At 62.1% G+C, this 25990-nt stretch carries 24 protein-coding genes; 9 read left to right on the forward strand and 15 right to left on the reverse strand.

The window, feature by feature from the left end; genetic code table 11:
* Positions 1-108: 108 nt before the first annotated feature.
* Positions 109-777 carry a ribosome biogenesis GTP-binding protein YihA/YsxC gene (gene yihA, locus Q8R10_RS15260; protein ID WP_305654698.1) on the reverse strand — a complete coding sequence of 223 codons (669 nt, stop codon included), beginning with the start codon at positions 775-777 and terminating at the stop codon, positions 109-111.
* A 298-nt stretch (positions 778-1075) separates the two neighbouring features.
* On the opposite strand from yihA, the gene Q8R10_RS15265 reads away from it, so the two are divergent.
* The 5 genes from Q8R10_RS15265 to Q8R10_RS15285 all read left to right on the forward strand — a co-directional run bounded on the left by Q8R10_RS15265 (position 1076) and on the right by Q8R10_RS15285 (position 5706).
* A complete protein-coding gene (locus Q8R10_RS15265; RefSeq protein ID WP_305654699.1) occupies positions 1076-1366 on the forward strand; it encodes a cytochrome c5 family protein in 291 nt (96 codons plus the stop codon).
* A 43-nt stretch (positions 1367-1409) separates the two neighbouring features.
* Entirely contained in the window at positions 1410-2015 is a 606-nt protein-coding gene (locus tag Q8R10_RS15270) for a cytochrome c (RefSeq protein WP_305654700.1), read from the forward strand.
* Positions 2016-2154: 139 nt separating this feature from the next.
* On the forward strand, positions 2155-2823 hold the full coding sequence (locus tag Q8R10_RS15275) for a thiol:disulfide interchange protein DsbA/DsbL (protein ID WP_305654701.1): 669 nt from the start codon (positions 2155-2157) through the stop codon (positions 2821-2823).
* A gap of 16 nt (positions 2824-2839) precedes the next feature.
* On the forward strand, positions 2840-3721 hold the full coding sequence (locus Q8R10_RS15280; RefSeq protein ID WP_371133355.1) for an endonuclease/exonuclease/phosphatase family protein: 882 nt from the start codon (positions 2840-2842) through the stop codon (positions 3719-3721).
* A complete protein-coding gene (locus Q8R10_RS15285) occupies positions 3718-5706 on the forward strand; it encodes a diguanylate cyclase (RefSeq protein ID WP_305654702.1) in 1989 nt (662 codons plus the stop codon). The genes Q8R10_RS15280 and Q8R10_RS15285 overlap by 4 nt, the downstream gene beginning before the upstream one ends.
* An 11-nt stretch (positions 5707-5717) precedes the next feature.
* Here the strand turns inward: Q8R10_RS15285 and Q8R10_RS15290 are convergent, their stop codons facing one another.
* Positions 5718-7139: a DASH family cryptochrome gene (locus tag Q8R10_RS15290; protein WP_305654703.1), complete on the reverse strand. Its 1422-nt coding sequence runs from the start codon at positions 7137-7139 to the stop codon at positions 5718-5720.
* A gap of 205 nt (positions 7140-7344) precedes the next feature.
* On the opposite strand from Q8R10_RS15290, the gene Q8R10_RS15295 reads away from it, so the two are divergent.
* The 3 genes from Q8R10_RS15295 to Q8R10_RS15305 all read left to right on the forward strand — a co-directional run bounded on the left by Q8R10_RS15295 (position 7345) and on the right by Q8R10_RS15305 (position 10050).
* Complete coding sequence (locus tag Q8R10_RS15295; RefSeq protein ID WP_305654704.1) at positions 7345-7938, forward strand: MarC family protein; 594 nt, start codon at positions 7345-7347, stop codon at positions 7936-7938.
* Positions 7939-7959: 21 nt separating this feature from the next.
* Positions 7960-8733 (forward strand): N-acetylmuramoyl-L-alanine amidase, encoded by a 774-nt coding sequence (locus Q8R10_RS15300; RefSeq protein WP_305654705.1) that lies wholly within the window; start codon positions 7960-7962, stop codon positions 8731-8733.
* Positions 8734-8820: 87 nt separating this feature from the next.
* Entirely contained in the window at positions 8821-10050 is a 1230-nt protein-coding gene (locus Q8R10_RS15305; RefSeq protein ID WP_305654706.1) for a nucleoside recognition domain-containing protein, read from the forward strand.
* Between the two features lie 128 nt (positions 10051-10178).
* On the opposite strand, the gene Q8R10_RS15310 is transcribed toward Q8R10_RS15305, so the two are convergent.
* The 12 genes from Q8R10_RS15310 to Q8R10_RS15365 form a co-directional block, all read right to left on the reverse strand.
* Entirely contained in the window at positions 10179-10802 is a 624-nt protein-coding gene (locus Q8R10_RS15310) for an ABC-type transport auxiliary lipoprotein family protein (RefSeq protein ID WP_305654707.1), read from the reverse strand.
* Positions 10799-11740, reverse strand: coding sequence for an MlaD family protein (locus Q8R10_RS15315; protein WP_305654708.1), 942 nt, complete (start codon positions 11738-11740; stop codon positions 10799-10801). The genes Q8R10_RS15310 and Q8R10_RS15315 overlap by 4 nt, the downstream gene beginning before the upstream one ends.
* Before the next feature lie 80 nt (positions 11741-11820).
* Positions 11821-12615, reverse strand: coding sequence for an ABC transporter ATP-binding protein (locus Q8R10_RS15320; protein ID WP_305654709.1), 795 nt, complete (start codon positions 12613-12615; stop codon positions 11821-11823).
* A gap of 136 nt (positions 12616-12751) precedes the next feature.
* Positions 12752-13891: an ABC transporter permease gene (locus tag Q8R10_RS15325; protein WP_305654710.1), complete on the reverse strand. Its 1140-nt coding sequence runs from the start codon at positions 13889-13891 to the stop codon at positions 12752-12754.
* Positions 13892-14366: 475 nt separating this feature from the next.
* Positions 14367-16649 (reverse strand): TonB-dependent siderophore receptor, encoded by a 2283-nt coding sequence (locus tag Q8R10_RS15330; RefSeq protein WP_305654711.1) that lies wholly within the window; start codon positions 16647-16649, stop codon positions 14367-14369.
* Positions 16650-16770: 121 nt separating this feature from the next.
* Positions 16771-17136, reverse strand: coding sequence for a DUF2946 family protein (locus Q8R10_RS15335; protein ID WP_305654712.1), 366 nt, complete (start codon positions 17134-17136; stop codon positions 16771-16773).
* Positions 17137-17211: 75 nt separating this feature from the next.
* The gene (locus Q8R10_RS15340) at positions 17212-18225 is read right to left on the reverse strand and encodes a DUF5924 family protein (protein ID WP_305654713.1); all 1014 of its coding nucleotides are present in this window, start codon (positions 18223-18225) and stop codon (positions 17212-17214) included.
* Between the two features lie 318 nt (positions 18226-18543).
* The gene (locus Q8R10_RS15345; RefSeq protein ID WP_305654714.1) at positions 18544-18933 is read right to left on the reverse strand and encodes an MAPEG family protein; all 390 of its coding nucleotides are present in this window, start codon (positions 18931-18933) and stop codon (positions 18544-18546) included.
* 58 nt (positions 18934-18991) lie between these two features.
* On the reverse strand, positions 18992-19273 hold the full coding sequence (locus Q8R10_RS15350; protein WP_305654715.1) for a hypothetical protein: 282 nt from the start codon (positions 19271-19273) through the stop codon (positions 18992-18994).
* A gap of 95 nt (positions 19274-19368) precedes the next feature.
* Positions 19369-20571: an osmoprotectant NAGGN system M42 family peptidase gene (locus tag Q8R10_RS15355; protein WP_305654716.1), complete on the reverse strand. Its 1203-nt coding sequence runs from the start codon at positions 20569-20571 to the stop codon at positions 19369-19371.
* Between the two features lie 23 nt (positions 20572-20594).
* Positions 20595-22334 carry an N-acetylglutaminylglutamine synthetase gene (gene ngg, locus Q8R10_RS15360; RefSeq protein ID WP_305654717.1) on the reverse strand — a complete coding sequence of 580 codons (1740 nt, stop codon included), beginning with the start codon at positions 22332-22334 and terminating at the stop codon, positions 20595-20597.
* A 64-nt stretch (positions 22335-22398) separates the two neighbouring features.
* Entirely contained in the window at positions 22399-24168 is a 1770-nt protein-coding gene (locus Q8R10_RS15365) for an N-acetylglutaminylglutamine amidotransferase (RefSeq protein WP_305654718.1), read from the reverse strand.
* A gap of 145 nt (positions 24169-24313) precedes the next feature.
* Here Q8R10_RS15365 and Q8R10_RS15370 point away from each other — a divergent pair, with 145 nt between their 5' ends.
* On the forward strand, positions 24314-24754 hold the full coding sequence (locus tag Q8R10_RS15370) for a MarR family winged helix-turn-helix transcriptional regulator (protein ID WP_305654719.1): 441 nt from the start codon (positions 24314-24316) through the stop codon (positions 24752-24754).
* Positions 24755-25085: 331 nt separating this feature from the next.
* Here the strand turns inward: Q8R10_RS15370 and Q8R10_RS15375 are convergent, their stop codons facing one another.
* The gene (locus Q8R10_RS15375) at positions 25086-25985 is read right to left on the reverse strand and encodes a LysR family transcriptional regulator (RefSeq protein ID WP_305654720.1); all 900 of its coding nucleotides are present in this window, start codon (positions 25983-25985) and stop codon (positions 25086-25088) included.
* Between the last annotated feature and the right edge of the window lie 5 nt (positions 25986-25990).

The raw sequence follows: 25990 nt of genomic DNA on the forward strand, positions 1-25990 counted from the left end.
TGTGGCAGATCTCTGGCCTTGTTTTCACGGGCCAGTGTTGAGCCCCGAGCGTCTTCTCCCCTACGAAGCTCGGGGTTTTTTTTGCGTGTTTTTTGGCCTTGTTGGCGATTATTCCTCGGCGGCGTCTGCTTGTTCTTCAGTCACTTCAGCTTCGGGCTCGTCCAGCAGGCCGAGCCATTGCGTCAGCACTGCATAGGCATCTTCAATTCCCATGCGCTTGGGCGCGGAGAACAGTTGGATGCTGATCGCCTCGCCCCAACCTTGGCGAATATCTTGCTGGACTTTGAGCAGGGTGTTCTTGGCGGCGCCAAAGGTCAGTTTGTCGGCCTTGGTCAGCAGAATGTGCATCGGCATCTGGCTGGCGACGGCCCAGTCGAGCATCAACTGGTCGAAGTCGGTCAGGGGCTTGCGGATGTCCATCATCAAAATCAGCCCAGCGAGGCTGTTGCGGCTGCCCAGGTAGGCCTCCAAATGTCGCTGCCAGTGCAGTTTGAGCGGGATTGGCACCTTGGCATAACCGTAGCCGGGCAAGTCGACCAGGCGGTGCTGATCATCCAGGCTGAAGAAGTTAAGCAGCTGCGTGCGCCCCGGAGTCTTCGAGGTGCGCGCCAGGCCCGCGTGGGTCAGTGTGTTCAGTGCGCTGGACTTGCCGGCGTTGGAACGGCCGGCAAAGGCGACTTCACGGCCAACGTCCGGCGGGCATTGATCGACCTTGGCGGCGCTGATAAGAAAAGTAGACTGTTGGCACAGGCCGCGGATCGGGTTTTTGATTGACATTAGCGGTTCCACAGGGCCGGCGGACATTGATCGACCTTGGCGGCGCTGATAAGAAGAATGGACTGTTGGCGCAGGCCGAGAGTTGAGATTTTGACTGACATTAGCGGTTCCACAGGTGCGACGCGGTGTCGCTGGGGCGGTTTCGTTTCAGTTTGCACGGCTGCAGTATATAATGCCGCATATTTAGTGTGCGCTTTGTGCTTTACCCTATGCTGCTTTTAACAATAAAAGTCTTGGGATCGATTAAATAGGCTGCGCGTTAGAACGCAGGACGTTCCCATCCCTGATGAGGTCGACCATGAAACAATTATTTATCGCCGCAAGCATCGCCTTGTGCGCGTTTAACGTGCAAGCCGCCCAAGATCCAGAAGCCGTGTTTAACCGCAGTTGCGGGGCTTGCCACAATGGCCAGTTGCCAATGGCGCCGAAAAAAGGCGATGTGGCTGCTTGGACACCGCGCCTGCAGCAGGGTATGCCGACCATGATTAAGCACGTCACCGAAGGTTTCAATGCCATGCCGCCGCGTGGCATTTGCATGGACTGCACTGCTGAAGATTACCAAGCTGTCATCGAATGGATGAGCAAGTAGTCCGACCGCCCTATCTCAACCCTTAGCCGTATCTGGATTATCGATGAACAAATTACTCGTGAGTCTGCTGTTGACCTTGGGCATTACCGGGATGGCGCATGCCGCTGGCGACGCTGCTGCGGGTCAGGGCAAAGTGGCTGTGTGTGGCGCTTGTCACGGTGCTGACGGTAACAGCCTGGCGCCAACCTTCCCAAAACTGGCTGGCCAAGGTGAGCGTTACCTGCTCAAGCAATTGCGCGACATCAAGTCGGGCGCCCGTGCGGTGGTGCCTATGACAGGCATGCTGAGCAGTCTGAGCGAGCAGGACTTAGCCGACATCGCCGCCTACTTTGCTAGTCAGAATATGAGTGTGGGTGCGGCTGATCCAAAATTAGTCGCCCGTGGCCAAGAGTTGTTCCGTGGCGGCAAGCTCGAGCAAGGCATGCCCGCCTGCACCGGTTGCCACTCACCGACCGGTGCGGGTAATGCCACCGCCGGCTTCCCGAAAATTGGCGGCCAGCACGGGGATTACATCACGCTGCAGTTGACCAGCTTCCGTGAAGGCGAGCGCACCAATGACGGCGACACCAAGATCATGCGCTCGATTGCCGAGAAGCTCAGCAACAAAGATATCGCCGCATTGTCGAGCTACATTCAGGGCCTGCATTGACTGCCGGCTAGCAGTTAGAAAAAGGGTGGCCATGGCCACCCTTTTTCTTTGCGGGCCTGGCTACAATGGCGGAACCTGACGGTGTGATCATGGTCAGAGCCTGGTCCCCAATAGTCCCTTATTTTGCTTGGAGCTAAGTATGCGTAACCTGATTTTGTCTGCTGTATTGGCCGGTACCAGCCTGTTTGGCCTCACGGCGCAGGCTGCGGATGCGCCGGTGCTGCTGGAGGCACCCAAAGCCGCCATGAATTTGGAAGCCGGCAAGCAGTATGTCGAACTGAACACGGCGGTGCCGGTGTCCAAGCCTGGCAAAATCGAAGTGGTTGAGCTGTTTTGGTACGGCTGCCCGCATTGCTATAGCTTTGAACCGACCATCAACCCGTGGGCTGAGAAGCTCCCGGCTGATGTGAACTTTGTCCGCATTCCCGCTATGTTCGGCGGTGTTTGGGATATTCATGGTCAGGCGTTTATCACCCTGGAAACCATGCAAGTTGAACACAAGGTGCACAAGGCGGTATTCGAGGCGATTCAAAAAGAGGGCAAAAAGCTCGCTAACCCAGAAGCGTTCGCCGACTTCGTCGCCACTCAGGGTGTCGATAGAGAGGCCTTCCTGAATACCTACAACTCCTTCGGGGTTAAAGGTCAGGTGGCGAATGCCAAGCGTCTGGCGATGGCCTATCAGATCACTGGCGTGCCAAGCATGATTGTTAACGGTAAGTACCGTTTCGATATCGGCTCATCGGGTGGCCCAGAGCAAACCCTGCAAGTTGCCGATCAATTGATCGCCAAAGAACGCGCCGCTAAATAGCGCGCGACTCACGGCGATGCTGCGACGTTTGCGTGTTCAGCGCACGGTTGACCTGTGTAATCCACAGGTCAACGCGCTGTGCCAAGGCGACAGTGGCTTGCCGGCCGATGGCCGCTTGCGGCTGCTGAGTTTCAATATCCAGGTTGGCATCAGCACTGAGCGTTATCGCCATTACCTGACGCGGGGCTGGCAGCACTTGCTGCCACACCCCGGACGGGCGAGCAATTTGCAAAAAATTGGCGCGCTGATCAACGATTATGATCTGGTCGCGCTGCAGGAAGTCGATGGTGGCAGCCTGCGCTCGGGCTTTATCAATCAGGTCGAGCACCTGGCCCAACTCGGGCGCTTCCCCTTCTGGTATCAGCAGCTCAATCGCAATCTTGGCCATTTTGGGCAGCACAGCAATGGCGTGCTGACCCGCTTGCAGCCCAGCGTGCTGGAAGATCACCCATTGCCCGGGCCGCAGGGCCGTGGGGCAATTCTGTTGCGCTTTGGCGAAGGCAAAGACGCTTTGCTGGTGGTGATGATGCACCTGGCACTCGGGTCACGCACCCGCACGTTACAGCTGGCTTATATCCGTGAACTGATTGTGGGCTATCGACATGTGGTGCTGATGGGCGACATGAACACCCATGCCGTCGACCTGCTGGAGAAGTCGCCGCTGCGCGACCTTGGACTGCTGGCGCCGCAAGTGCAGGCGACCTTCCCCAGCTGGCAACCCCAGCGTTGCTTGGATCATATTTTGCTCAGTCCAGAACTTAGTTTGGTGAAGGTTGAAGTTTTGCCCATGCCGATCTCCGATCATCTACCGGTCGCCGTAGAAATTCATCTGCCTGGGTTTCTGGCTGGCACACTGGGGCCTATGCTCAACACGCCTCCCGGTGGATCGAATCTATGAGTGACGACAGCGAGCGTTGGAAAGCCAAATATCTGCAAGGCTTGGAAGACCAAGAGAAACTTGAACTGCGCTGGGATGCGCGGCTGGATTTACTCCGCCGTGGGTTGGTGCGCAGCAGTTTGGCTGCCGAAGGCACCGATAAAGCCGTCGACCAGTGCATGCAGGAGTTGCGCGATATTTTGCGTCGCGATGATATCGACGCCGGCTTGTCTGGGCTAATTCCGCGGCTGGAAAAAGCCGTGCTCGACTCCGAACACCGCCGCGTCGAGCGGATGGCACAAATATCCGTGGCCCTTGGCGCGCTGGTCGGCCAGCTGCAGGGGTTACCGCTACCACGGGAAATCAGCAAGCCCTTAAAGAGCTTTGCCAAACAGCTGGAGAGTCGTTCTGGCCAGCTGCGTGAACTGCCGGTGTTATTGGGCGAGTTGAGTGCCTTGCAGCGCCAGGCGCTGGCTATTCGTGACGTTGATGAGAGTGCGCGGCCGGGCCTGCTGCAGCGCCTGTTTGGTAGCCGGGATGGCGCCACAGTCGCCGCGCCAGCGTCGACGGCCGATACGTTGCAATCTGCTGTTGTAGAGCCTGCACCAGTGCATGCCACGGCGCAGACCGCCACTTTATCCGAGTCGCCAAGTGCAGCGGTGGGCGAAAGCACCGCAATAGCGCAGTCGGTGACTCTGCCAGTGGTTGAAGCTCCGCGCAGCGTTGTTGCGCCTGAACCTGTTGCGCCTGAATCTGCAACGGCATCCGGCTCGCTGGCTGATGTGGTCGCACCGGCCAACAGTAAACGCCCAGCAGCAACCCTCGACAGTCTGCCGCTGCCTGCTGGTTTGTTCGCTGCTGAGCCAGTACCGGGCGCCGCAACGCCAGCGTTAGCGCCTGCACAGCCTGCGGCAGCACTGGTGGCAACGGAATATGCTTTGCCGGTTTCGCCGGAGCCTGGTTATAGCGTGATTGCCGGGCATGTGGAAAAAACCCTGCTGGGTCTGCTTGACGTGTTGCCGCTGCCGGAGCGCCATCAACCGCAGGCCGAGGAGTTGCGTAACCGCATTACCGGCGGCCTGAATTTTTACGAGCTGGTGCCAGTACTGGATGATTTTGCCGTGCTGATGCTGGCCGTGGCGGACATGGGCCAGCGTGAATTTGAGGGCTACCTCAAGCAGTTGAATGAGCGCTTGGCGACCTTCCAGGGCAGCCTGAAAGATGCTCACGAAGGTTATGCCGACTCCATGAGTGCGGCCCGTGAGCTTGATAGCGCGTTGCGCGAGCAAGTCGGTGGCTTGCACAGCAGCGTCGAGGATGCCACCGAGTTGGATCAACTCAAGCAGGTGGTAGAAGGTCGACTCAATGGTTTGTTGAGCACCATGGATCAATACCAGCGCCAGCGTGGCGGGGTTGAGCAGGTCATGGCTGAGCGCCTGCAAACCTTGGTTGAGCGGGTGGCGAGCATGGAAGTGGAAGCCAAGGGCTTTCGCGATCACCTCGAAGAACAGCGGCAAAAAGCCCTGACCGATCCGCTTACCGGCCTGCCCAATCGCGCGGCCTGGGACGAGCGTCTGGAGCTGGAAATGGCCCGCTGGCAGCGTTACGGCGGTGACTTGCTGCTGGGCATAGTGGACATCGATCATTTCAAGCGGATCAACGATAACTACGGCCATTTGGCCGGCGATAAAGTGCTGAAAATCATCGCCGACGAGTTGTCCAAGCGCTTGCGCAAAACTGATTTTATGGCGCGGTTTGGCGGTGAGGAGTTTGCCTTGCTGATTCCCAGCACGCCGCTGGCCGGTGCCGAGCAGCTGCTGGAAACCCTAAGGGCGGCGATTGAAGCCTGTCCGTTTCACTTCAAGGGTGAGCGGGTGACCATCACCCTGTCGGCCGGGATTAGCGCCTTTGTTAGCGGCGAGCGCAGCGAGGCGGTATTTGAGCGCGCCGATCAGGCGCTGTATCGCGCCAAGCGCGGTGGTCGCAATCGTACCGAACTCGGTTAAAAATCAGGTTCTTAAGCCGCGCTCGGCAGATAGGGCGTCCAGGCCTCGGGAATCTGCTCCAGGCGTGGATAATTAAGTGCGCCTAGCTGCAAGTGGCTCAGCAGAAATGGGGTATGCCGCAGGTGCTGTGGCACGTGGCGTAACTCCGGCAGCCACAGGCTGACGTAAGCGGCTTCAGGGTCATACTGCCGCGCCTGGCGCAGTGCGTTAAACAGGTGGTTATAGCGCGCATCACTGGCGACTCCGGCCAGATAGGCCCAGTTGCCCCAATTACTGGCGGGGTCGTAATCGAGCAAATGCTCCTCGAACCACGCGGCGCCGTGGCGCCAGTCTTGCTGCAGGTCGTTGACCAAATAGCTGGCCACCACTTGCCGGCCGCGGTTCGACATATAACCGGTGGCGGCCAGTTCACGCATACAGGCATCCACCAGTGGCATGCCGGTGCGACCTTGGCACCAGTGCGTCAACCGTTGATCCACTTGTTGTGGTGCGCGAGCTGTGGCTTTCAAACCGCCAGCCTGGAACAACGCGCTGCCATGGCGCACCAGCGTCCAGCGGAAGAACTCACGCCAGAGCAGCTCTACCCACAGGCCGTGGGTGGAATCGTTGCGCCCATATTGCGCCTCATAACGGCGTAATTCGGCGGCGATACGCCGGGGTGACAAGCAACCATTGGCCAGCCAGGGTGAGAATTTTGACGAGTACTCACTGCCGATCAGGCCGTCACGGGTTTGTTGATACTGACGCACATTCTGGCTGTTCCACAGATAGTCACGCAGCCGCGCGCTGCCTGCCGTTTCGCCGCCGGCGAAGGGAAAGGCACTGGCGGCGACGCTCAGCGGCTCACCGAGGCCCAGTTGCGACAAGGTCGGTAATGGCCCCAGCAGTTTTTCCACGCCGGCCGGCAGTGGTGGCAAATGTTCGGGTGCCGGATGCGGCTGGTAGACATGCAGCTGTTGCTCGATTAACTCGCGGAACTGGCTAAATACCTGCGGCAACTCGCTCACGCTGCAGGGCAGTTGCTCGGTGCGCAGCAAGCCATTATTGGGCAGCTCGCGCAGCTCCACCGGGCCCAAGCGCTGGCTGACGCGGTCGAGGCGTTGGCACTCATCGGGGGCGATTTCGCTCAGGGTCAGCACTTCCTGCAGATTAAAGCGCTCAGCCAACTGCGGGAGCAGTTGTTCGGCCGAGCCTTGCAGCACCAGCAGGTGCGAGCCGCGTTGACGCAGGAGGCCATCGAGGGCCGCCAGACTTTCGAGCAAGAACCGCGCGCGATGTACGCCTAGGCGGCGGGCACCGAGCGGGCCAAGCTCCAGTTGGCTGGGTTCGAGGACGTACACGGGCAGCAGGCACTCGACATCCACGCCGGCTTGCAGCGCCGGATGATCATCGAGGCGTAAATCCTGTTTGAACCAAAGCAGAGCGCGGCGCATGGCGAACATCCTTAAAGCCTTGCTCTCACGATACCCCTTGATCGAAAAATTGCATGGCCGTTCATCCAGTTCATTCGGCCCCGTGTCTGGTCTGTGCGTGGCGGCACAGTGCGCAAGGCTCGTTATGGGTAAGGGCTGACGCTTTATCGACAGACGCAGGCTTGGCCGCACTCTAAACTAGGCGGATATTTTCGAGGAGCTGTTGATGGATATTTTGGCCGTGGCGGTGCTGGTGTTTTTGGTCACCGACCCCTTTGGTAACACTGCTATTTATTTAGCCGCGCTGAAGAATGTTGCCCCCGAGCGGCGCTTGCGGGTGACCCTGCGTGAGCTGTTGTTTGCCTTGGCGTTGCTGATGTTGTTTCTCACCTTTGGGGAAAAAATCCTTAGCGGTTTGGGGCTGTCGCGGGAATCGACGGCGATTGCCGGCGGTATCATTTTGTTCGTGATCGCCATGCGCATGATCTTTCCCGGTCCGCAAGGGGTGCTGGGCGACCTACCCGAAGGCGAGCCGATGCTGGTGCCCCTGGCGACTCCGGCACTGGCCGGACCTTCGGCCTTGGCGATGCTGATGACCTTGCGCAACACCTACACCGGCGAGTTGTGGGAGCTGTATGTGGGGGTGTTTTTGGCCTGGGCCGCCACCGCGCTGATTCTGCTGCAAGCGACCGCCTTGCAACGTTATCTCGGCCCGCGGGGGCTGAGCGCCATCGAACGTTTAACCGGCATGTTGTTGATCATGTTGAGTGTCGACATGCTGCTCGACAACCTGCAGAGCATTCTGCACATCAGCCCCTAAGTGGCCCCTAGAAGACGCGCTATGAAAATCCTCTTTTTGGCTTGCTGCGCGGCGCTGTTGGCGGCCTGCAGTCATGGCCCGAGCATCGACCGCAGCATCGTCTCGGCCAACCAAGACAGCCGCGTGCAGTACGTGGTGCTGCACTACACCTCCACCGACCTGGAGCACTCGCTGGCCTTGCTGACCCATGGTGAGGTCAGCAGCCATTACCTGATTGGCGAGGCGCCCGCGACCATTTACCAGCTGGTGGATGAACACCGCCGGGCCTGGCATGCCGGCGACAGTCAGTGGCGCGGCCGCACCTGGTTGAACGCCAGCACCATTGGCATCGAGCTGGTCAATCAGGGCTATCAGGACTCTCCCACTGGCCGCCACTGGCAGCCCTACAGCGAGGCGCAAATTGAGACGCTGATCGACCTGCTCAAGAACATAGTCGCCCGCCATGGTTTGCCGCTGGGCAGCATCATCGGCCACAGCGACATCGCCCCACAGCGCAAGACCGATCCTGGGCCGCTATTTCCCTGGCAGCGGCTGGCGGCAGCCGGCTTGATCCGCTGGCCGGATGCGACGCAAGTGGCGCAGCAGCAGGCGCTGTTCGAGCGTGAGTTGCCGCCACCCAGTTGGTTCGCCGCGCAGTTGCAGCAGCTGGGTTATAGCGTGCCGGGCGATACGCCTGAGCAGTCGCTGCGCAACGTGGTCGCCGCCTTCCAGATGAAATACCGCCAGGCGCGTTTTGATGGCATGCCGGATGCCGAAACAGCAGCGATTTTGCAGGTGCTCAATCGCCCTCAGTAAGGTTCGCGCCACCGGTTAAGCACGGCATTGATGGCCGGCAGGCCCACCGCGCCGTTATGATCGCCGCACTTTAACGGGAGATAACCGATGCTCAATGGCCTGTGGCTGGGGTTTTTTGTGGTCGCGACGCTGGCCGCGCTGTCGCGCTGGCTGCTCGGCGATGACCCGACGGTGTTCGCCGCCATGGTCGAAAGCCTGTTCGCCATGGCCAAGCTGTCGGTCGAGGTGATGGTGCTGCTGTTCGGTACCCTGACCCTGTGGCTGGGCTTCTTGCGCATCGCCGAGCGGGCCGGTTTGGTGGACTTGCTGGCCAGGTTGCTGGGGCCGCTGTTTGCCCGGCTGATGCCGGAGGTGCCACGCGGCCACCCGGCGCTCGGGCTGATTACCCTGAGCTTCACTGCCAACGGCCTGGGCCTGGACAACGCCGCCACGCCGATCGGTTTGAAGGCGATGAAAGCCCTGCAGGAGCTAAACCCCAGTAGCGTCAGCGCCACCAATGCCCAGGTGCTGTTTATGGTGATGAACGCCTCGTCGTTCGTGCTGTTGCCGGTGAGCATCTTTATGTACCGCGCCCAGGCCGGCGCGCCCGACCCGGCCCTGGTGTTTTTGCCGATTCTGCTGGCCAACAGTATTTCCACCCTCAGTGCGCTGCTGTCGGTGGCCTATATGCAGCGGATCAAACTCTGGGACCCGGTGCTGCTGGCCTGGTTCGGCGGCGGCGCGTTGCTGCTCGGCGGTTTTATGGCGATCCTCGCCGGGCTGTCGGCCACGGCACTGACGGCGCTGTCGTCGTTGCTCGGCAATCTCACCCTGTTCGGCATGATTCTCGGTTTTGTGCTGGTCGGCGCTTTGCGCAAGGTGCCGGTCTACGAGGCCTTTATCGAGGGCGCCAAGGAAGGCTTCGAAGTGGCGAAAAACCTGTTGCCCTATCTGGTGGCGATGCTCTGCGCGGTCGGCGTGTTGCGCGCCTCCGGGGCCTTGGACTTGGGCCTGGACGGTATTCGCACGCTGGTCGAGTGGGTTGGCTGGGACACACGCTTTGTCGATGCGCTGCCGACCGGGCTGGTCAAGCCGTTCTCCGGCAGCGCGGCGCGGGCCATGTTGATCGAAACCATGCAGAGTCACGGCGTCGACAGCTTCCCGGCACTGGTGGCGGCGACCATGCAAGGCAGCACCGAAACCACCTTCTATGTGCTGGCGGTGTACTTCGGCTCGGTCGGCCTGCAGCGCGCGCGCCATGCGGTGGGCTGCGCGCTGTTCGCCGATCTGGTCGGGGTGCTGGCCTCGATTGGTGTTTGCTACTGGTTCTTTGGCTGAACCTTGAACGCGGCGCGGGTGGGCTTTTGTAGGAGGGGCTTTAGCCGCGATGGCTATGCGCTGGTCGCGGCTAAAGCCCCTCCTACGAAGTGTGTGGCGTTCAACAGGTAACTGGTGCAGAGCCTTTTTCAAGGCCTGCGGGCACTGGCCTGACTCAGCGTCCACTGCAACACCTGCGCGGCCAGTTGGTCGCTGACCTGGCCGAAGGCGGTTACCACCGCCGGCACTTGCGGGTCGCTGACTGGCTGGCGTACTTCGAAGCGTTGGCTGGCGATAATGCGTTGCGAGCGGCTGTCGATCAGTCGCGCTTGCAGACGCAGCACCACGCTGATCGCCCCCTGTTGATACTCGCTCTGAAACGCCTGCAGCTCGCCGCCGAGGCTGAGGTCCGCCTGCAGGTTGTCGTCATCGCTGCTCAGGGCGCGCACCCGGCCGTCATTCTGGAAGGCATTTAGCAGATGGTTGCGCAGCAGTCGAGGCGCCGGATCGCTCCAGCGGCTATCGGCATAGTTGCTGATCAGATTGTCTTGCGGCAGCACCGCGATGCGGGCGTTATCCAGGGCTTGGCTGGCCTGCGGTTGATTGATTCGCAACGACCAATCGACCGCCGTGCCGGCACTCGGGGCGCCGCTATGGCTGGGCAGCAGATACACCTGTTGCGGGGTGGCGGTGGGCAGGATCGAGCAGCCGCCGAGCAGACTAAGGACGGTGAGCAGAATGAGCAGGCGCTGCGGCCGAGCGAGTCGATTCATGGTTGAAACTCCTGGGCTTGATCGCGGCCGAGTAAATAGCCGGCCGGATTGGCTTCGAGCCGTTGTGAAATGCCTTTCAAGCTGGCCAGGGTCGCGCGCAGTTCGCGCAGCGCCGGGCCCAACTCGGCAAAGCCCTGAGCGCCTTCGCTGAGCGCCGCCTGATTGTTATTGAGCAGTTGTTCAATGCCGCTGCTGCTGCGTTGCAGCGCCGCCATGGCCTGCTCGGCGCTGTGCAAGGTGGCGCTGCCGTGCTGGTCGAGCAGTTTATTGCTGGTGCGCAACAACGTGCTGGTTTGTTCCAGGGCTTGGTTGGCCTGCTTGCTCAGCTGGGCGAGTTGCGCAATGGTCAGGCGCAGGTCGTCGCGCTGGCTGGCAATGGCGCCGGTGGCCAGTTGCAGATTGTTCAGGGTCTGGCTGATGCGCTCGACATTTTCCGGGGAGAACATCCGGTTACTGTTGGCCAGTAGCTCGGTGATGCTGGTCACCAGGTCTTTACCATTGCTCATCAAACGGCTCATGGGCGATGGCTCGGCAATGATCCGCGGCACCTTGCCCGGCGCACTAGGGGTCAAGGGCGGGCTGCCTGGCGCGCCACTGCTGAGCTGGATAAACGAAGTGCCGGTGATGCCGGCCAGGGTCAGTTTGGCCACGGTGTTTTGCCGCACCGGGGTATCGGCGGCCACCTGAATGCGCACCAAGACTTTGCTCGGGTCTTTCGGGTCGAGGCGTAAGCGCTGCACGTCGCCGACCTTGATGCCGCTGAACTGCACCGGACTGCCGATGCTCAGGCCGCTGACGGCCTCGCTAAATACCACTTCGTAGTTGTCGTAGCTGCTATCGAAGCTGGCTTTGCCCAGCCACAGGGCAAACAGCACCGCGCCGCCCGCCGCCAGTAGGCTGAATAGACCAATCAGGACATAACGGGCATTGGTTTCCATCTCAGGACTGCTCCTTTTTGTTGGTCAGCACCGCGACCAGGCCAGTGATGCAGTACATAACGGGCATTGGTTTCCCCATCTTAGGGCTGCTCCTGCAGTCGGCTGGCTGCTTGCTCGGCGGCGCGGCCGCGCGGGCCGTGGAAATAATCGCGAATCCAGGCATCGTCGGTGGCTGCCACACGCTCCAGCGTATCGGCTACCAGCACCTTTTTGTTGGCCAGCACCGCGACCCGGTCGGTGATGCGGTACAGGGTGTCGAGGTCATGGGTGACCAGAAACACGCTCAAGCCCAGCGCATCGCGCAGGGTCAGAATCAGCTGATCGAAGGCCGCCGCGCCAATCGGGTCGAGGCCGGCTGTGGGCTCGTCGAGAAACAAAATATCCGGGTCCAATGCCAGGGCGCGAGCCAAGGCCGCGCGCTTGATCATGCCGCCGGACAGTTGCGCGGGGTATTTATCCGCAGCGCCAGCTGGCAAGCCGGCCAAGGCGATTTTTAGTTGGGCCAGTTGATTGGCCGCCAAGCGCGACAGCCCGGCATGCTCGATCAGCGGCAGGGCGATATTTTCCCGTACCGTCAGCGAGGAGAACAACGCGCCCTGCTGAAACAGCACGCCAAAGCGCCGCTCCAGTTGCCCACGGCGCTGGTTGGACAAGCCCTGCAGGGTTTCGCCGAACACCTGCACCGAGCCGGCATTCGGCTCGCGCAGGCCGACGATGCTGCGTAGCAATACCGATTTACCGGTTCCTGAGCCGCCGACCACGGCGAGGATTTCGCCGCGATAAATATCCAGATCGAGGTTTTCATGCACGCACTGCGAGCCAAAGCTGTTGCTCAGCCCACGGACCTGCACTATGGCCTCAGTTGCCGAGTTCACCCGTCCATCTCCATGCCAAACAAGGCTACGTCCGTTATGGGTTGAAATGCGCTTGTAGGGTGGGCTTCAGCCCATCGCAGCAGGACGAAATGGCCTTGGTGGGCTGAAGCCCACCCTACGCGCTGGCTGTGGGCGCTCACCAGTCCATCTCCATGCAAAACAATGCGGCGGCGGCATCCAGCAAAATCACCACGAAAATTGACTGCACCACGCTGGAGGTGGTGTGGGCGCCCACCGAGGCGGCGCTGCCGCTGACTTTGAAGCCTTCCAAACAGCCAATGGCGGCGATCAAAAAGGCAAACAGCGGCGCTTTGGCCATGCCGACCAGAAAGTGCTGCACCGGTACGTCTTGCAGAATCGACAAGAACAGCGCCGGGGAAATATCCAGGCTCAGGGTGCAGACCAGCGCGCCACCGAAAATCCCCGACAGCATGGCGACAAAAGTCAGCAGCGGCAGGCTGATCAGCAGCGCCAGCACCCGCGGCAACACCAGCAGCTCGATGGGATTGAGGCCGAGGGTGCGGATTGCATCGATCTCTTCATTGGCCTTCATCGAACCGATCTGCGCGGTGAAGGCGCTGGCGGTGCGCCCAGCCAGCAGGATGGCGGTGAGCAGCACGCCGAATTCGCGCAAGAACGAGAAGGCCACCAGCATCACCGTGTAGATGCTGGCGCCGAAGCGGCTGAGCACGGTGGCGCCGAGAAAGGCCACCACCGCGCCGACCAGAAAGGTCAGTAGCGCCACTATCGGCGCGGCGTTCAGGCCGGTTTGCTGGATCTGCGCCACCAGCGCCGTGACCCGCCAGCGCGACGGCTGCAGCAGTGTGCGGGCCAGGGTCACGAGGATCAGCCCGATAAAGCCCAGCAACGCCAGTAGCTGCTGGCCGAAGCCTTCCATGCCACGGCCCAATTGCTCCAGCCACAGGTTCAGGCCGTGCTGCTTGGCGGCCGGGGCGGCGCCGGAAGTCTGCTCCAGGGCGGCGCTTACCGTGGCCAGCAAGGCGCGGCGGGCGGCCGGTAAAACATCCAGCTGCTCACTAAGCTGGCGGCTGCGGTTATTGCCGAGCAACTTGACCAGCAAGGCGGCGCCGGCAGTGTCCAGCGCCTGCAGTTGCTGCAGATCAATCGCCTGGCTGGCCGCAATCGGCAGTGGCAGGCTGGCTAACTGTTGTTCGAGGCGGGCGTAGTTGTGCAGCGTCCAGGCGCCGGCGATGCGCAGGCTGGGCACAGCGCTGGAGCGATCAAGTTGCAGCAGGTCGGTGGACGCAATGTTCATGGCTGTGAGCTTAGAGGAGTTTGCCGCGAGGCCATAGCCGCAGGCGCTGGGGCATGTTGTCGTGATGTGTCGGGGACGGGTTTGATTGAAGTCATCTGGCTGGCGGATAGCCCGCCGGCTGCGACTGCCCAAAGAAAAGGCCATGTACCAGTTACGTGTTGTAACGCGCAAGTCCCACCTTCACCTGGTTCGTGACCCTGATGAAGGTGGGACAAAGAGCGGTAGTGGTCCTGCAGGGTTGCCAGTGTGCTCGCGCTTGCTTCGCGGATGAATCTGCTCCTACACAAGCCCGGCACCTACAATAATTTCATCGGCTGGCCAACCCTGTAGGAGCGGATTTATCCGCGATTGGCCGGTGCAGACAGCACAGGTATCAAGGCTAATTCCCTCTCTCCAAAATTTAGGCTCCTCGCAACGCATAACTGGGACAGAGCCAAAGAAAACCGCCCGCCAGTGCGGCGGGCGGCTGTATAGCCTAGAACGTCACATTGACCCCGGTGTAGAACGAGCGACCCATGCCCGGCACGCCGACACCCCACTCAATGCCATTCATCGACATGGTCCGGCCCTGGGCGGTGTAGGCGCCGCCGGTTGGCAGGTAGTAGAACTTGTCAGCCAGGTTCTCGACGCCAACGTCGACCCGCACTTGCTTCCAGCTGTGGCTGGCGCGCAGGTTAAACAAGGTGTAGCCGGCGGTCTGGATCTCGTTGCGCACGTCCGAGCCTTGGTTTTTGGCATCCACAGCCACCACTTCGAAGCTGTTGCTCCAGCCGCCGATTTCCTGGGTCAGCGCCAGCGTGGCGTTGAGCGGCATGATGTTGTACAGCTCATCGTTGGTATCGTGGTTCTTGCCATCGGTGTAATTGAGCAGGCCATTGACGCCCCAGTTGCCCAGGTCGTTGCTGGCCAGCGGCAGCTTGGCGGAGACGTCCATGCCGTACAGGCGTGCCGACTGGTTGGCGTACTGCAGGACGTTGAACTGATCGGCGGGCACGGCGTTGCCGGTGGCACTGACGGCGTCGATATAGTCGTCGACCAGGGTGTAGAAAGGCGTGACCTTGAGTTCGCGCTGGCGGTCGCTGCTGTGCCAGTCGAAGGTGCTGGAGATTGTGTTGGCGGTTTCCGGTTTGAGGTCGATGTCGCCGACGTAGCCATTACCGTCGCCGGCGAAGTTGTTCATGGTCGCCGCCATGGGCCAGCTCGACCAGGTGTAGCGCTCGTACAGGTTGGGCGAGCGGACTTTGCGTGCGTAGCCGAACTCCACATCCAGCTGCTCGCTGTGGGTGTAGCGGGCCAGGGCGCTAAGGTCCCAGTTATGGTCGGTCTGGCTGCGGTCGGCGGCGTTGAAGGCGGCTGCCTCGACGAGCTGACCTCCCCCCGCATGGCCGTAGCCGTGCACATCGCCGGCGTCGCTCTGCACATGCTCGTAGCGCACCCCGAGCAGGGTCAGCCAGTCGGAGCTGTGCTGCGATTCCCATTCGGAAAACAGCGCGGCACGGTCGCGTTGGCCATCGTTGATGTTCTCGAAGGTATTCGGCCACATGCCGCCCCCCGAGGCAGGCCAGTAGTCATTCAGGCGATAGCGCTGGTATTCGCCGCCGAGCCGCAGCAGGTCCTGCGGGCCCAGATCGATGCTCGCCTTGACGCTGGCGCCGCTGGTCTTGCCCTCACTCGCCATCGGCATGCCGGCGGCGCAGCTGGCGGAGATCGGCGAGCAGGGTTGGCCATCGGCGCTGCCGGCAATGTTGGACTGCATGCCGTACCAGAAGCGCTTGTCCGGGCCGAAGTCCATCTTGTGCTCGACCTTCTCGTGGTACACGCGGGTGTCCAGCTCGCCCCAGTCGAACTGGCTCAGATAACGCAGGCTGATGCGCTGCTGGCTGTTGTCGGTCATGTCCATGCGCTGGTTGGCGAACAGCTCTTGCGGCACCTGTTGATAGCCGAGCTTCAGCTCCAGCAGGTCTTCACCGAGCTTGAGGGCCATGCCCAGGGCGTGGTTTTGCGTCTCGTAGGCCGTGGAGGCCACTTCGTCCAGCGGCGAGCCATTACCGAGCTGGCCGGTGCTGGTGCTGCGCTTGAAGTCGCCGCCGGCACTGTAGTTGTTGGCCTTGCTGGTGCTGCCGTCGTAACGGATGTTGAACAACTCTTCGGCGTGGGTGGCGGAGAAGTTGCCACCACGGGCGTCGTTATTGCTGCGGTAGAAGGCGCCCACTTCACCCTTGTCGATACTCGCCGCACCGGGCGCGGCAAACTCTGGCGCTGCGCTGTCGGCGATGATGGTGCCGCCGATGCTGTCGCCACCGACGCTGACCGGGGTGATGCCGGCGAACACCTGCAGGTTGCCGAGGTTGCTCGGGGCGATATAGGACATTGCCGGGTTCATGTGATTGGGGCAGGAGGCCACCAGGTCCATGCCGTCGATCTTGATCCGCAAACGGTCGTCGGCCAGGCCGCGAATCGCCGGCAGGCTGGAGATGCCGCCGGCGCTGTTGAGGCTGACGCCGGGCACGCCGCGCAGCAGACTGGCGCTGTCACTGGTGGCCGGGCGCAGGCTTTGCAAACGTTGCCCATCGACTGCGGCGGCATTAATCAGGGGGTTGCTGGCCGGCTTGGCCTCAATCACGCTGGGGGCCAGCTGCACGGGCTGACTCGCGCCGCCGGTAATAATCAGGGGCGCGGGTGCAGCGGCGTGCGCCAAGGGGCTGAGCAGTGCGAGCAGGGCCGCGCAGGCCCGTGAATCAGGAAAAGTTGGGTACATGGAGGATGTCTCTGTGCAGAGCTTCAGGTGCCGCACTCACAGCCTGGTGCACGTCCCAAGGACGCCAACGCAGGGTCGAGCAGCGGCGCAGTCGATTGGCAGCCTAGAAGCTGCCACGGCACTAGAGAGCGGGAGGCGCGCGCGGGTTGGCGGCTGCCCAGAGGGTGCGGCTCGGCGTCGCGCTGGCGGCCGCGAAGGCCTGGCGCGGTGCGGGTTGCCAGGCCGCCAGCTGCAGGCTGTAACCGGTCAGACTGGTGGTCAGGGCGGGGCTGGCGCACAGCGGACAGTCGAAGGTGATCGGTGACTGGCTCAGCGCCGGCACCCGCGAATCGCTGGCGCCGCCGATGCTGCACTGCAACTGCTCGATACCGCTCAGTCGCAGGCCGCTGCTTTGCCCATGGCCAATGGCGCAGGCCAAGGTGCTGAACAGCACACAGCTGTACAGCAACCAGGCAATAAGCTTGCGATGGGGCGGGACAAGTTTCATCGCCGCACTCTACCAGCGCCGGCGGGTGCCACCCACTGGTACGGCTGCGCTTGATTGTCGCAGCGCGGCGGCTACCTAAGGGTTAACCGTAAAGCGCAGCACGCCGAGGGTCTGGCCGCCGTCGGTGATCACGTCGACGCGCCACTTGCCGCTCGGCTCGGCGGGGAAGTTTTGCTTGTGGCTCCAGGCGCGGTAGCCGGCCTTGGTGCCGCCCTGAATATCCAGGGCGATGCGGTCGACCTCTTGGCCGTTGTGGCGCCAAACGTGGTAAATCCGCTCAGTCAGGCCGCGTGGCGCATTGATCGCGGTGTAGGCGTACAGGCCCTGTTGCTTGAGCTGGGCGCTGCTGAGCTGTTCGCGGGCTTGGCCGGGGGCGCGCTGGCTGGCGTTCATCTGGGCGCTGACGACCATTTCGCTCAGCCACAGGGTGGCCGGCGGCACCCAGGGCCGCGCCAGCCAGCCGACCCCGAGCAGGGCCAGGCTCAAGCCGGGCAAGGCCAGCCAGCGCCACCAGCGGTTGATCTTCAAGGTGCCGAGCAAACTGGGGAACGACAACAGCACGCTGGCCAACAAGGCCCACTGATAACTCTGCGCCGTGGTCTGGTGCAGGATGATCGGCAGGGCAGTCAGCAACACGGCAAACAGCGTCAGGCTGTGAAAAGCCAGGTACAGCCAGCGGCGTGGCGCCAGCCAGTTGAAGTACAGCGGGTCGATGATGGCGATCAGCGCGCAGAGGCCGAGCAGGCCGGTAAACACCAGCTGGCCACTGTCCCAGGCGGTGGTCAGGGCAAAAAACGGCAAGACGAAAAACAGGCTTTGCTGGTGCACCATCTGGGTGGCAAAACGCAGCAGCCAGGGCGGTATTTGCAGACCAAAACGGCGCGCCAATTGCTGGCTGAGCAGGTTTTCCAGGGCCAGCCAGAGCCAGGTGACCAGCATCAGAATGGCGATAACCTTGGCGAACTCGGCTTGGCGTTTGACTAGGAAGAATCCGGCCAAGCCGGAGACAAAGCCATACAGCGGCATCACCCAGGGAAAACGTTGCAGCAAGGCGTGCAGGCGGAGCAGTAAGTCTTTTAAAAAAATCATCGGCTTGGCTGGGGTTTCGCGGGGAACTGAGCGGGGCTGCGCGGGCAAGGCGTCGGCAGCAATTGCCGCGCAGCATACCGCTCTAGACAAGCAGGCGCAGCCGTATCCAGGGCTTAACAGGTCGTTGAAAAACTACTGCGCTCGGCTATGCGGCGTTGAAATCAGCCTCAAAATGCTCATGTACAGCTCGTACACTGCGCTTTTTCGGCGGATTTCGCCTTGCCTAGCCGTCGCTCGCTACATTTTTCAACAGCCTGTTAACTGCGCAGCGGCGAAGAATCCCGGAGCTGCGCCGACCAGCGGCGGCAGCGCGAGTGCTTAAAACGCCCACAAGGCCCGTAGCGAGCCGCCCAAACCGGCCAGCAGCAGCAACAGAATCGGCGCGAAGCTGAGCAAAAAGCCCAGGCTGCGTTTGCCCGGATCGGCCACATAGGCGCGCAGATACACCACCCGCCCGAGCAGATAAATGCCGCACAGCACCGCCACCCAGACTGCCGGCAGGTATTTGCTGGCCAGCCACACACCCGGCAACAGCAAGATCAGCAGCTCCAGGGTGTTCATCTGCACCCGGTAGTAACGCTCGAAAATTTCATTGCCGCTGGTTGCCGGGGCTTTTACCTCGTAGGTAACCCGGGCTTGAGCCACCAATACAGAAAAGTGCACGTACTGCAGCAAGACCAATACCAGTAATAAATCGACCAGAGCCATAGATCCTCCCAGACCTGTCAGGCCAGCCCGCAATCGAACTGGCGTTTAGCAGGTTAGCTCAGTCGTCCTGATTGACCTCATCGCTGGGGGTGTTTTCCAGCAGCTCGATGCTTTGTTCGACTTCGGCCGGCGACTCGTTGCGAATCTGCTTGGCCTCATCGCTCATCTGCTGATTGGAGGTGGCGCCCTGAAAACTCTTGCAGGCGCTTAAGCCCGCGCCCTCACCGCAGGCGCGGATAACGCCGTTATCGTCGGTAATTCGCTCGGCCACCACATTGCTAGAGTTGCAGCCCAGCAGGGACAGGCAAAGCAGGGCAGGCACAAGCAAGGGGTGGCGCATGGACGTATTCCTCAACGGCAGTGGGTGGGCGTGCACAGGCGTGTGGCCCTTTAAATGGCGACGTTAGTGCAGGGGTTTTGCCGCTGTCCAGCGAATCACGCCTGCCGTTCGCCACCGCCGACTTCCAGCAAGCTGCCAAGGCTGGGCAATTGGGTTTCGCTGGCCATTTGTGTGTCGTGTTCGATCTGGTGACTGAAGCGCTCCAGCGAGTGCTCCTTGGCTGGTTGGGCATCGCTGGCAAACACTGGCGGGCTGAGGATGTAAGCGGCCAACAGGCGGGTGAGCGCCTTCAGGCTGTCGATATGGGTACGCTCGTAGCCGTGGGTGCCGTCGCAGCCGAAGGCCAGCAACGCGGTGCGAATGTCGTAGCCGGCGGTGACCGCCGATTGCGCGTCGCTGTGGTAGTAGCGAAACAGGTCGCGGCGCACTGGGACTTCGTGTTCGGCGGCCAGGCGCAGCAGATGGCGTGACAGGTGATAGTCGTAGGGACCACCGGAATCCTGCATGGCGACGCTGACGCTGTGCTCGTTGGATTGCTGGCCGGTGGCGACCGGGGCGATGTCGATGCCGACAAACTCGCTGACATCCCAGGGCAGCGCGGCGGCGGCGCCGGAGCCGACTTCTTCGGTGATGGTGAACAGCGGGTGGCAGTCGATTTCCGGCTCTATGCCGCTCTCGACAATCACTTTGAGGGCGGTCAGCAGTGCCGCCACGCCGGCTTTGTCGTCCAGGTGGCGGGAGCTGATATGGCCGCTGTCGCAGAACTCCGGCAGCGGGTCGAAGGCGACAAAATCGCCAATCCCGATGCCCAGACTTTCACCATCGGCGCGGGTGCTGCAGTACGCGTCCAGGCGCAACTCGACGTGGTCCCAGCTGATCGGCAACTGATCTACCGCGGTGTTAAACGCATGCCCGGAGGCCAGCAGCGGTAATACGCTGCCACGCAGCACGCCCTGGTCGGTAAACAGGCTGGCACGACTGCCTTCGGCGAAGCGACTGGACCAGCAACCGATGGCAGCCAAGGCCAGGCGACCGTTGTCTTTGATCTCCCGCACGCTGGCGCCGATGGTGTCCAGGTGCGCCGACACCGCTCGGTCGGGGCTCGACTGACGGCCCTTGAGGGTGGCGCGGATGGTGCCCCGGCGGGTCAGTTCGAAGGGGATGCCGAGTTCCTCCAGGCGTTCGACCACGTAGCGCACCAGGGTGTCGGTAAAGCCGGTGGGGCTGGGAATGGCGAGCATTTCCAGCAGCACTTTTTGCAGATACGGCAGATCGGGTTCGGGCAGTGGCGAATGCATAACGACTCCAAAGGCACGGGGGCTTAGCCGAGTGCCTGACTCAGTGGAAATAACAGGTCGAGAAAGCGTTCGGCGACCGGCTGCGGCTGGTGGTTGGCCAACCCGGCGCGCTCATTGGCTTCGATAAACACATGCTCGGGTTGGTCGGCGGCCTGCACCAGCAGGTCGAGGCCGACCATCGGCATGTCCAGCGCCCGGGCGGCGCTGATGGCCGCCTCGCGCAGCTGCGGATGGAGGATCGCGGTGACATCCTGCAGGGTGCCGCCGGTGTGCAGATTGGCGGTTTTGCGCACCGCCAGGCGCTCACCGGCGGGCAGCACGCTCTGGTAGTCGTAGCCGGCGGCGTTGAGGGTGCGCAGGGTTTCGGCGTCCAGCGGGATCTGGCTCTCGCCGCCGGTGGCCGCTTGGCGACGGCGGCTTTGCCCGGCAATCAAGGTCTGGATGCTGTTGCGCCCATCACCGATCACTTCGGCCGGTCGGCGGATGGCGGCGGCGACCACCGCAAAGCCGATCACCAACACGCGCAGGTCAAGGCCGGCATGGAAGCTTTCCAGCAGCACGCGACTGTCGAAGGCGTGGGCCCGTTCAATCGCCGCCGTCACCTCGGCCAGGCTGGTTAAATCCACCGCCACGCCCTGCCCTTGCTCACCGTCCACCGGCTTGACCACCAGGCGGCCATGCTCGGCCAGAAACGCGCCGTTGCTTTCGGCATCGGCGGCCAGGCATTGCGCCGGCTGCTGTAAACCGGCGCGGGCGAAGGCACGGTGGGTCAGGCGTTTGTCTTGGCAGAGGGTCATGCTGACGGCGCTGGTGAGGTCGGACAGCGACTCGCGGCAACGAATCCGCCGCCCGCCCTGGGTCAGGGTGAAGAGCCCGGCTGCGGCGTCGTCGACCTGCACTTCAATGCCGCGCCTATGGGCTTCGTCGACGATGATGCGGGCATAGGGGTTAAGCTCGGCTTCGGGGCCAGGGCCGAGAAACAGCGCCTGGTTGATGCCGTTTTTGCGTTTGAGGGTGAAGGTTTGCAGGTCGCGAAAGCCCAGCTTGGTGTACAGGGCGCGGGCCTGCAGGTTGTCGTGCAGCACCGACAGGTCGAGGTAGTTGAGGGTGCGGCTGAGGTAGTGCTCGATCAGGTGGCGCACCAGCACTTCACCGACGCCGGGGCGCGGGCAGTGCGGGTCAACCGCCAGGCACCAGAGGCTGCTGCCGGCTTCGGGGTCATTGAAGGCTTTGACGTGATTGAGGCCCATGATGCTGCCGATCACCGCGCCGCTGGTGTCATCTTCGGCCAGCCAGTAGCTGGGGCCGCCGTGCTCGAGCGGGGTCAGTTGCTCGACGCTCACCGGCAACATGCCGCGCTGCAGGTACAGGCGGTTGACCGCCGCCCAGTCGGCGGCGTTCTGCACCCGGCGAATATTAAACCCGCGATGGGTGTGATGGGCCGGGCGGTAATCGGTAAACCACAGGCGCAGGGTGTCGCAGGGGTCGAGAAACAGTTGTTGCGGGGCTTGCGCCAGCACCAGTTGCGGCGCGGCCACATACAGGGCGATATCGCGCTGGCCCGGTTGCTCGGCCAGCAAGTCGGCGGTCAGCGCCGCGGCATCCGGGTAGGTATGGCCAATCAGCAGGCGCCCCCAACCACAGTGAATGCTGCGCGGCTGGCTGCACAGCGCGACGCCACCTTCCGCCAGCTGCGCTTGCAGGCGTTGGTAGGAGGGTGACTGGCCGCGCACAAGGCGCTGGTTGAGGGCGATGGTTCGCATGGCAGTAGTCCCGAAGTGGTGGTGCAGCGCGATGGGCTGGGGCGGTGCGGTGCGGTGCGGGTGGCTAGATACCTTGTTCGCTGAGCCACAGGTTGAGCGCCGCCAATTGCCAGAGCTTGGAGCCGCGTAACGGGGTGAGTTGCCCTTGCGGGTCGCTGAGCAACCGGTCGAGCATCACCGGGTTGAACAGGCCACGGTCCTGGCTGGGGTCGAGCAGCAGTTCGCTGACCCAGGCCAGGGTCGCGCCCTCCAGATGCTTGAGGCCGGGCACCGGGAAGTAGCCTTTGGGCCGGTCGATTACTTCTGCCGGGATTAGCTTGCGGGCGGCTTCCTTGAGCACGTGCTTGCCGCCGTTGGGCAGTTTGAAACGCGCCGGAATCCGTGCCGACAGCTCCACCAACCGGTAGTCGAGGAACGGCGTACGCGCCTCCAGACCCCAGGCCATGGTCATGTTGTCGACCCGCTTGACCGGGTCATCGACCAGCATCACCGTGCTGTCCAAACGCAGGGCGCGATCCACCGGCGCGGCCGCTCCGGGCCTGGCGAAATGTTCGCGGACGAACTCGCCGGCGAAGTCTTCACCCTCCCACTGCGGCTGCACCGTGGCCAGGTATTCGGCATGTTCGCGGTCGAAAAACGCCGCGCGATAAGCGGCATAGGGATCGCTGGCGCCATCCACCTGCGGGTACCAGTGGTAACCGGCAAACAGCTCGTCAGCGCCCTGGCCGCTCTGCACCACCTTGCAATGCTTGGCCACTTCGCGCGACAGCAAGTAGAAGGCAATGCAGTCGTGGCTGACCATCGGCTCGCTCATGGCGCGAAACGCCGCCGGCAGTTGCTGGATGATTTCCTGCTCGCCGATGCGCAACTGATGGTGCTGGGTATTGAAGCGCTTGGCGATCAGGTCCGAGTAGTGAAACTCGTCGCCGCGTTCGCCACCGGCATCCTGAAAACCAATCGAGAAGGTCGCCAGGTTTTTCTCCCCGGCCTCGGCCAGCAAACCGACCAGCAAGCTGGAGTCGACGCCGCCGGAGAGCAGCACTCCCACATCCACCGCCGCCCGTTGGCGGATCGATACTGCGCCGCGCATTTCATCGAGCAGGCGTTCGCTCCACTGCGGCAGGTCCAGGTCAATTTCATCGCGCTCGGGGCCGTACTGCAGCTGCCACCAGGTCTGCTGCTCACAGTTGCCCTGCGCATCGATGCGCATCCAGCTGCCGGGCAGGAGTTTTTCAATCCCGGCGAGAATGGTCCGTGGCGCCGGCACTACGGAATGGAAGTTGAGGTAGTAATTGAGCGCCACCGGGTCGAGGGTTTTGCTGATCCCGCCACCCTGCAGCAAAGCCGGCAAGGTCGAGGCAAAACGCAGGCGCCGCGCGGTGCGCGACAGGTACAGCGGCTTGATGCCAAGGCGATCACGGGCCAGAAACAACTGCTGGCTGTCGCGCTCCCAAATGGCGAAGGCGAACATGCCATTGAGCTTTGGTAGCAGCTCTGCGCCCCAGGCGTGATAGCCCTTGAGCAGCACTTCGGTGTCGCCATTGGAGAAAAACTGATAACCCAGGGCTTGCAGTTCGACGCGCAGCTCCGGGTAGTTATAAATCGAGCCGTTGAACACCAGGGACAGGCCGAGCTGGCTGTCGACCATCGGCTGGCCCGAGGCCTCGGCCAGGTCCATGATTTTCAGTCGGCGATGGCCGAAAGCCAACGGGCCTTGGCTGTGCACACCCTGGGCATCGGGGCCGCGGGGGGCCAGATGCTCGGTGATGCGGGCGACGGCGGCCAGGTCGGCCGGTTGTTCATCGAAACGTAATTCTCCAGCGATGCCACACATAGACTGTCCTTGCCGGTTGGGCCGTTGGGGAGGATTTAAGTGATTGCGTGCTGTTTATCTAGAAGCGAATAATTACTTTTAGTTCAAAGTTAAGTTTCTGATTAAATGGGATAAATAGAGACTAATTAGTTACAGGTGAAATTAAATGATCGATATCAGTGGCTTTGAGACGGGGCTGTTCAGTGCCCTGCGGCGCCTGCAGCAAGCCGGCGAAGTGCACGCCAAACGCCTGGCCCGCTTCGGCGGCCTGACGCCGATTCAGCTGTTGATTCTGCGGGTCTTGGCCAATGAGTCGCAGCTCACCGCCAGCGCCTTGAGCCGGCGGGTCAGTCTCAGCGCGGCGACCCTCTCGGGTTTGCTGGAGCGCATGGAAGAGGCCGGTTTACTGATGCGCCAACGCGATGACCAAGACCGTCGCCGCCAGTGGTTACTGCTCAGCGATGCCGGCCGCAACCTGCTGGCCCAGGCCCCGCCATTGCTGCCGCCGACCTTGCGCGCCGCCTTTGCCAGCTTGCCGGAATGGGAACAACACAGCCTGACCGCCGCGCTGCTGCGCACCGCCGAGTTGTGTGGTGAGTTGGAGTAATACTTTCCGCCATTTGAGCGGCAGCTTTAGGGCGGCTAAATAGCGCCTAGGCGCGCCGGTAATGCCTTGTTTGCAGCCATGCCCCAGTTACGTGTTGAGCCCCGCCAAGTTGTTAATTTCCTGAGGCCGGGCATTGGTAGGTTGGGTTAGCGGCACATGGCGCGACCTAAGCAGCGCTACGGTTTAAGCCGCCGCGTAACCCAACACAGGGCCTATGCCGCGCTAATTATGCAAAGGGTCTGAAACCGCTCGGTGGGTTACGCGGTGCCCTGACTGCGAGTAGACGTGTGAGCCTGCGTGGCGCCGCTAACCCACGAGCCCGAGGCGTGGCTCACAGCGCCGGGATTTCGCTCAGGCGCGCTTCGATAAAGTCGAGAAAGCAGCGAATGCGCAAGGCCAGTTCGCTGTTGCGGTAGTACACCGCGTGGATCGGCAGGCGGGCGTTGCTCAGGCTGTCGGCGAGCATGGCTTGCAGGCGGCCGGCGGCTAGGTCCGGGCCGACCAGAAAGCCCGTCAGGCAGGCAATGCCCTGACCATCGATGGCCAGCTGGCGCAGGGTCTCGCCGCTGGAGGCAGCCACGCTCGGCTGGATCGCCAGGCGATCACCTTCAGCATGTTTTAGCGGCCAGTGATTGAGCACCGAAGGTTGGGTAAAACCCAGCAGGCTGTGTTGCGCCAGCTCGGCGGCACTCTGCGGAATGCCGTATTGGGCCAGATACGCCGGGCTGGCCACCAGGTGCTGCTGACCGAAACCCAGGGCGCGGGCGTGCAGGGTCGAATCGTTGAGGGTGCCGATACGAATGGCCACGTCGGTGCGCCGTTCCAGCAGGTCGATAAATTGCTCGTTACTGTTCAGCTCCAGCTGGATTTGCGGGTAGAACCTGCGAAATTCGCTAATGTGCGGCAGGATCACGTGCAGCATAAAGGGCGTGGCGGCGTCGATCCGCAGGCGTCCGCTGGGGCTGGAACGGCGCAGGGCCAGGTCTTCTTCCAGTTGCTCCAGTTCGTGTAGCACCCGCCGGGCGCGGCCGAGAAACAGCCGGCCTTCCTCGCTCAGCTCCATGCGCCGGGTGGTGCGGTTGATCAGGGTGGTCTGAAAGCGCGCCTCCAGTTTGCTCAGGGTGCGGCTAACCGCCGAAGTGGCGGTGCCCAGCTGCACAGCGGCGGCGCTGATGGAACCGCACTCGACCACGCTGACAAACACCAGAAGCTCATCGGAATTGGCTTTCATATTTG

Source organism: Pseudomonas sp., assembly GCF_030698175.1.
GTDB lineage: Bacteria > Pseudomonadota > Gammaproteobacteria > Pseudomonadales > Pseudomonadaceae > Aquipseudomonas.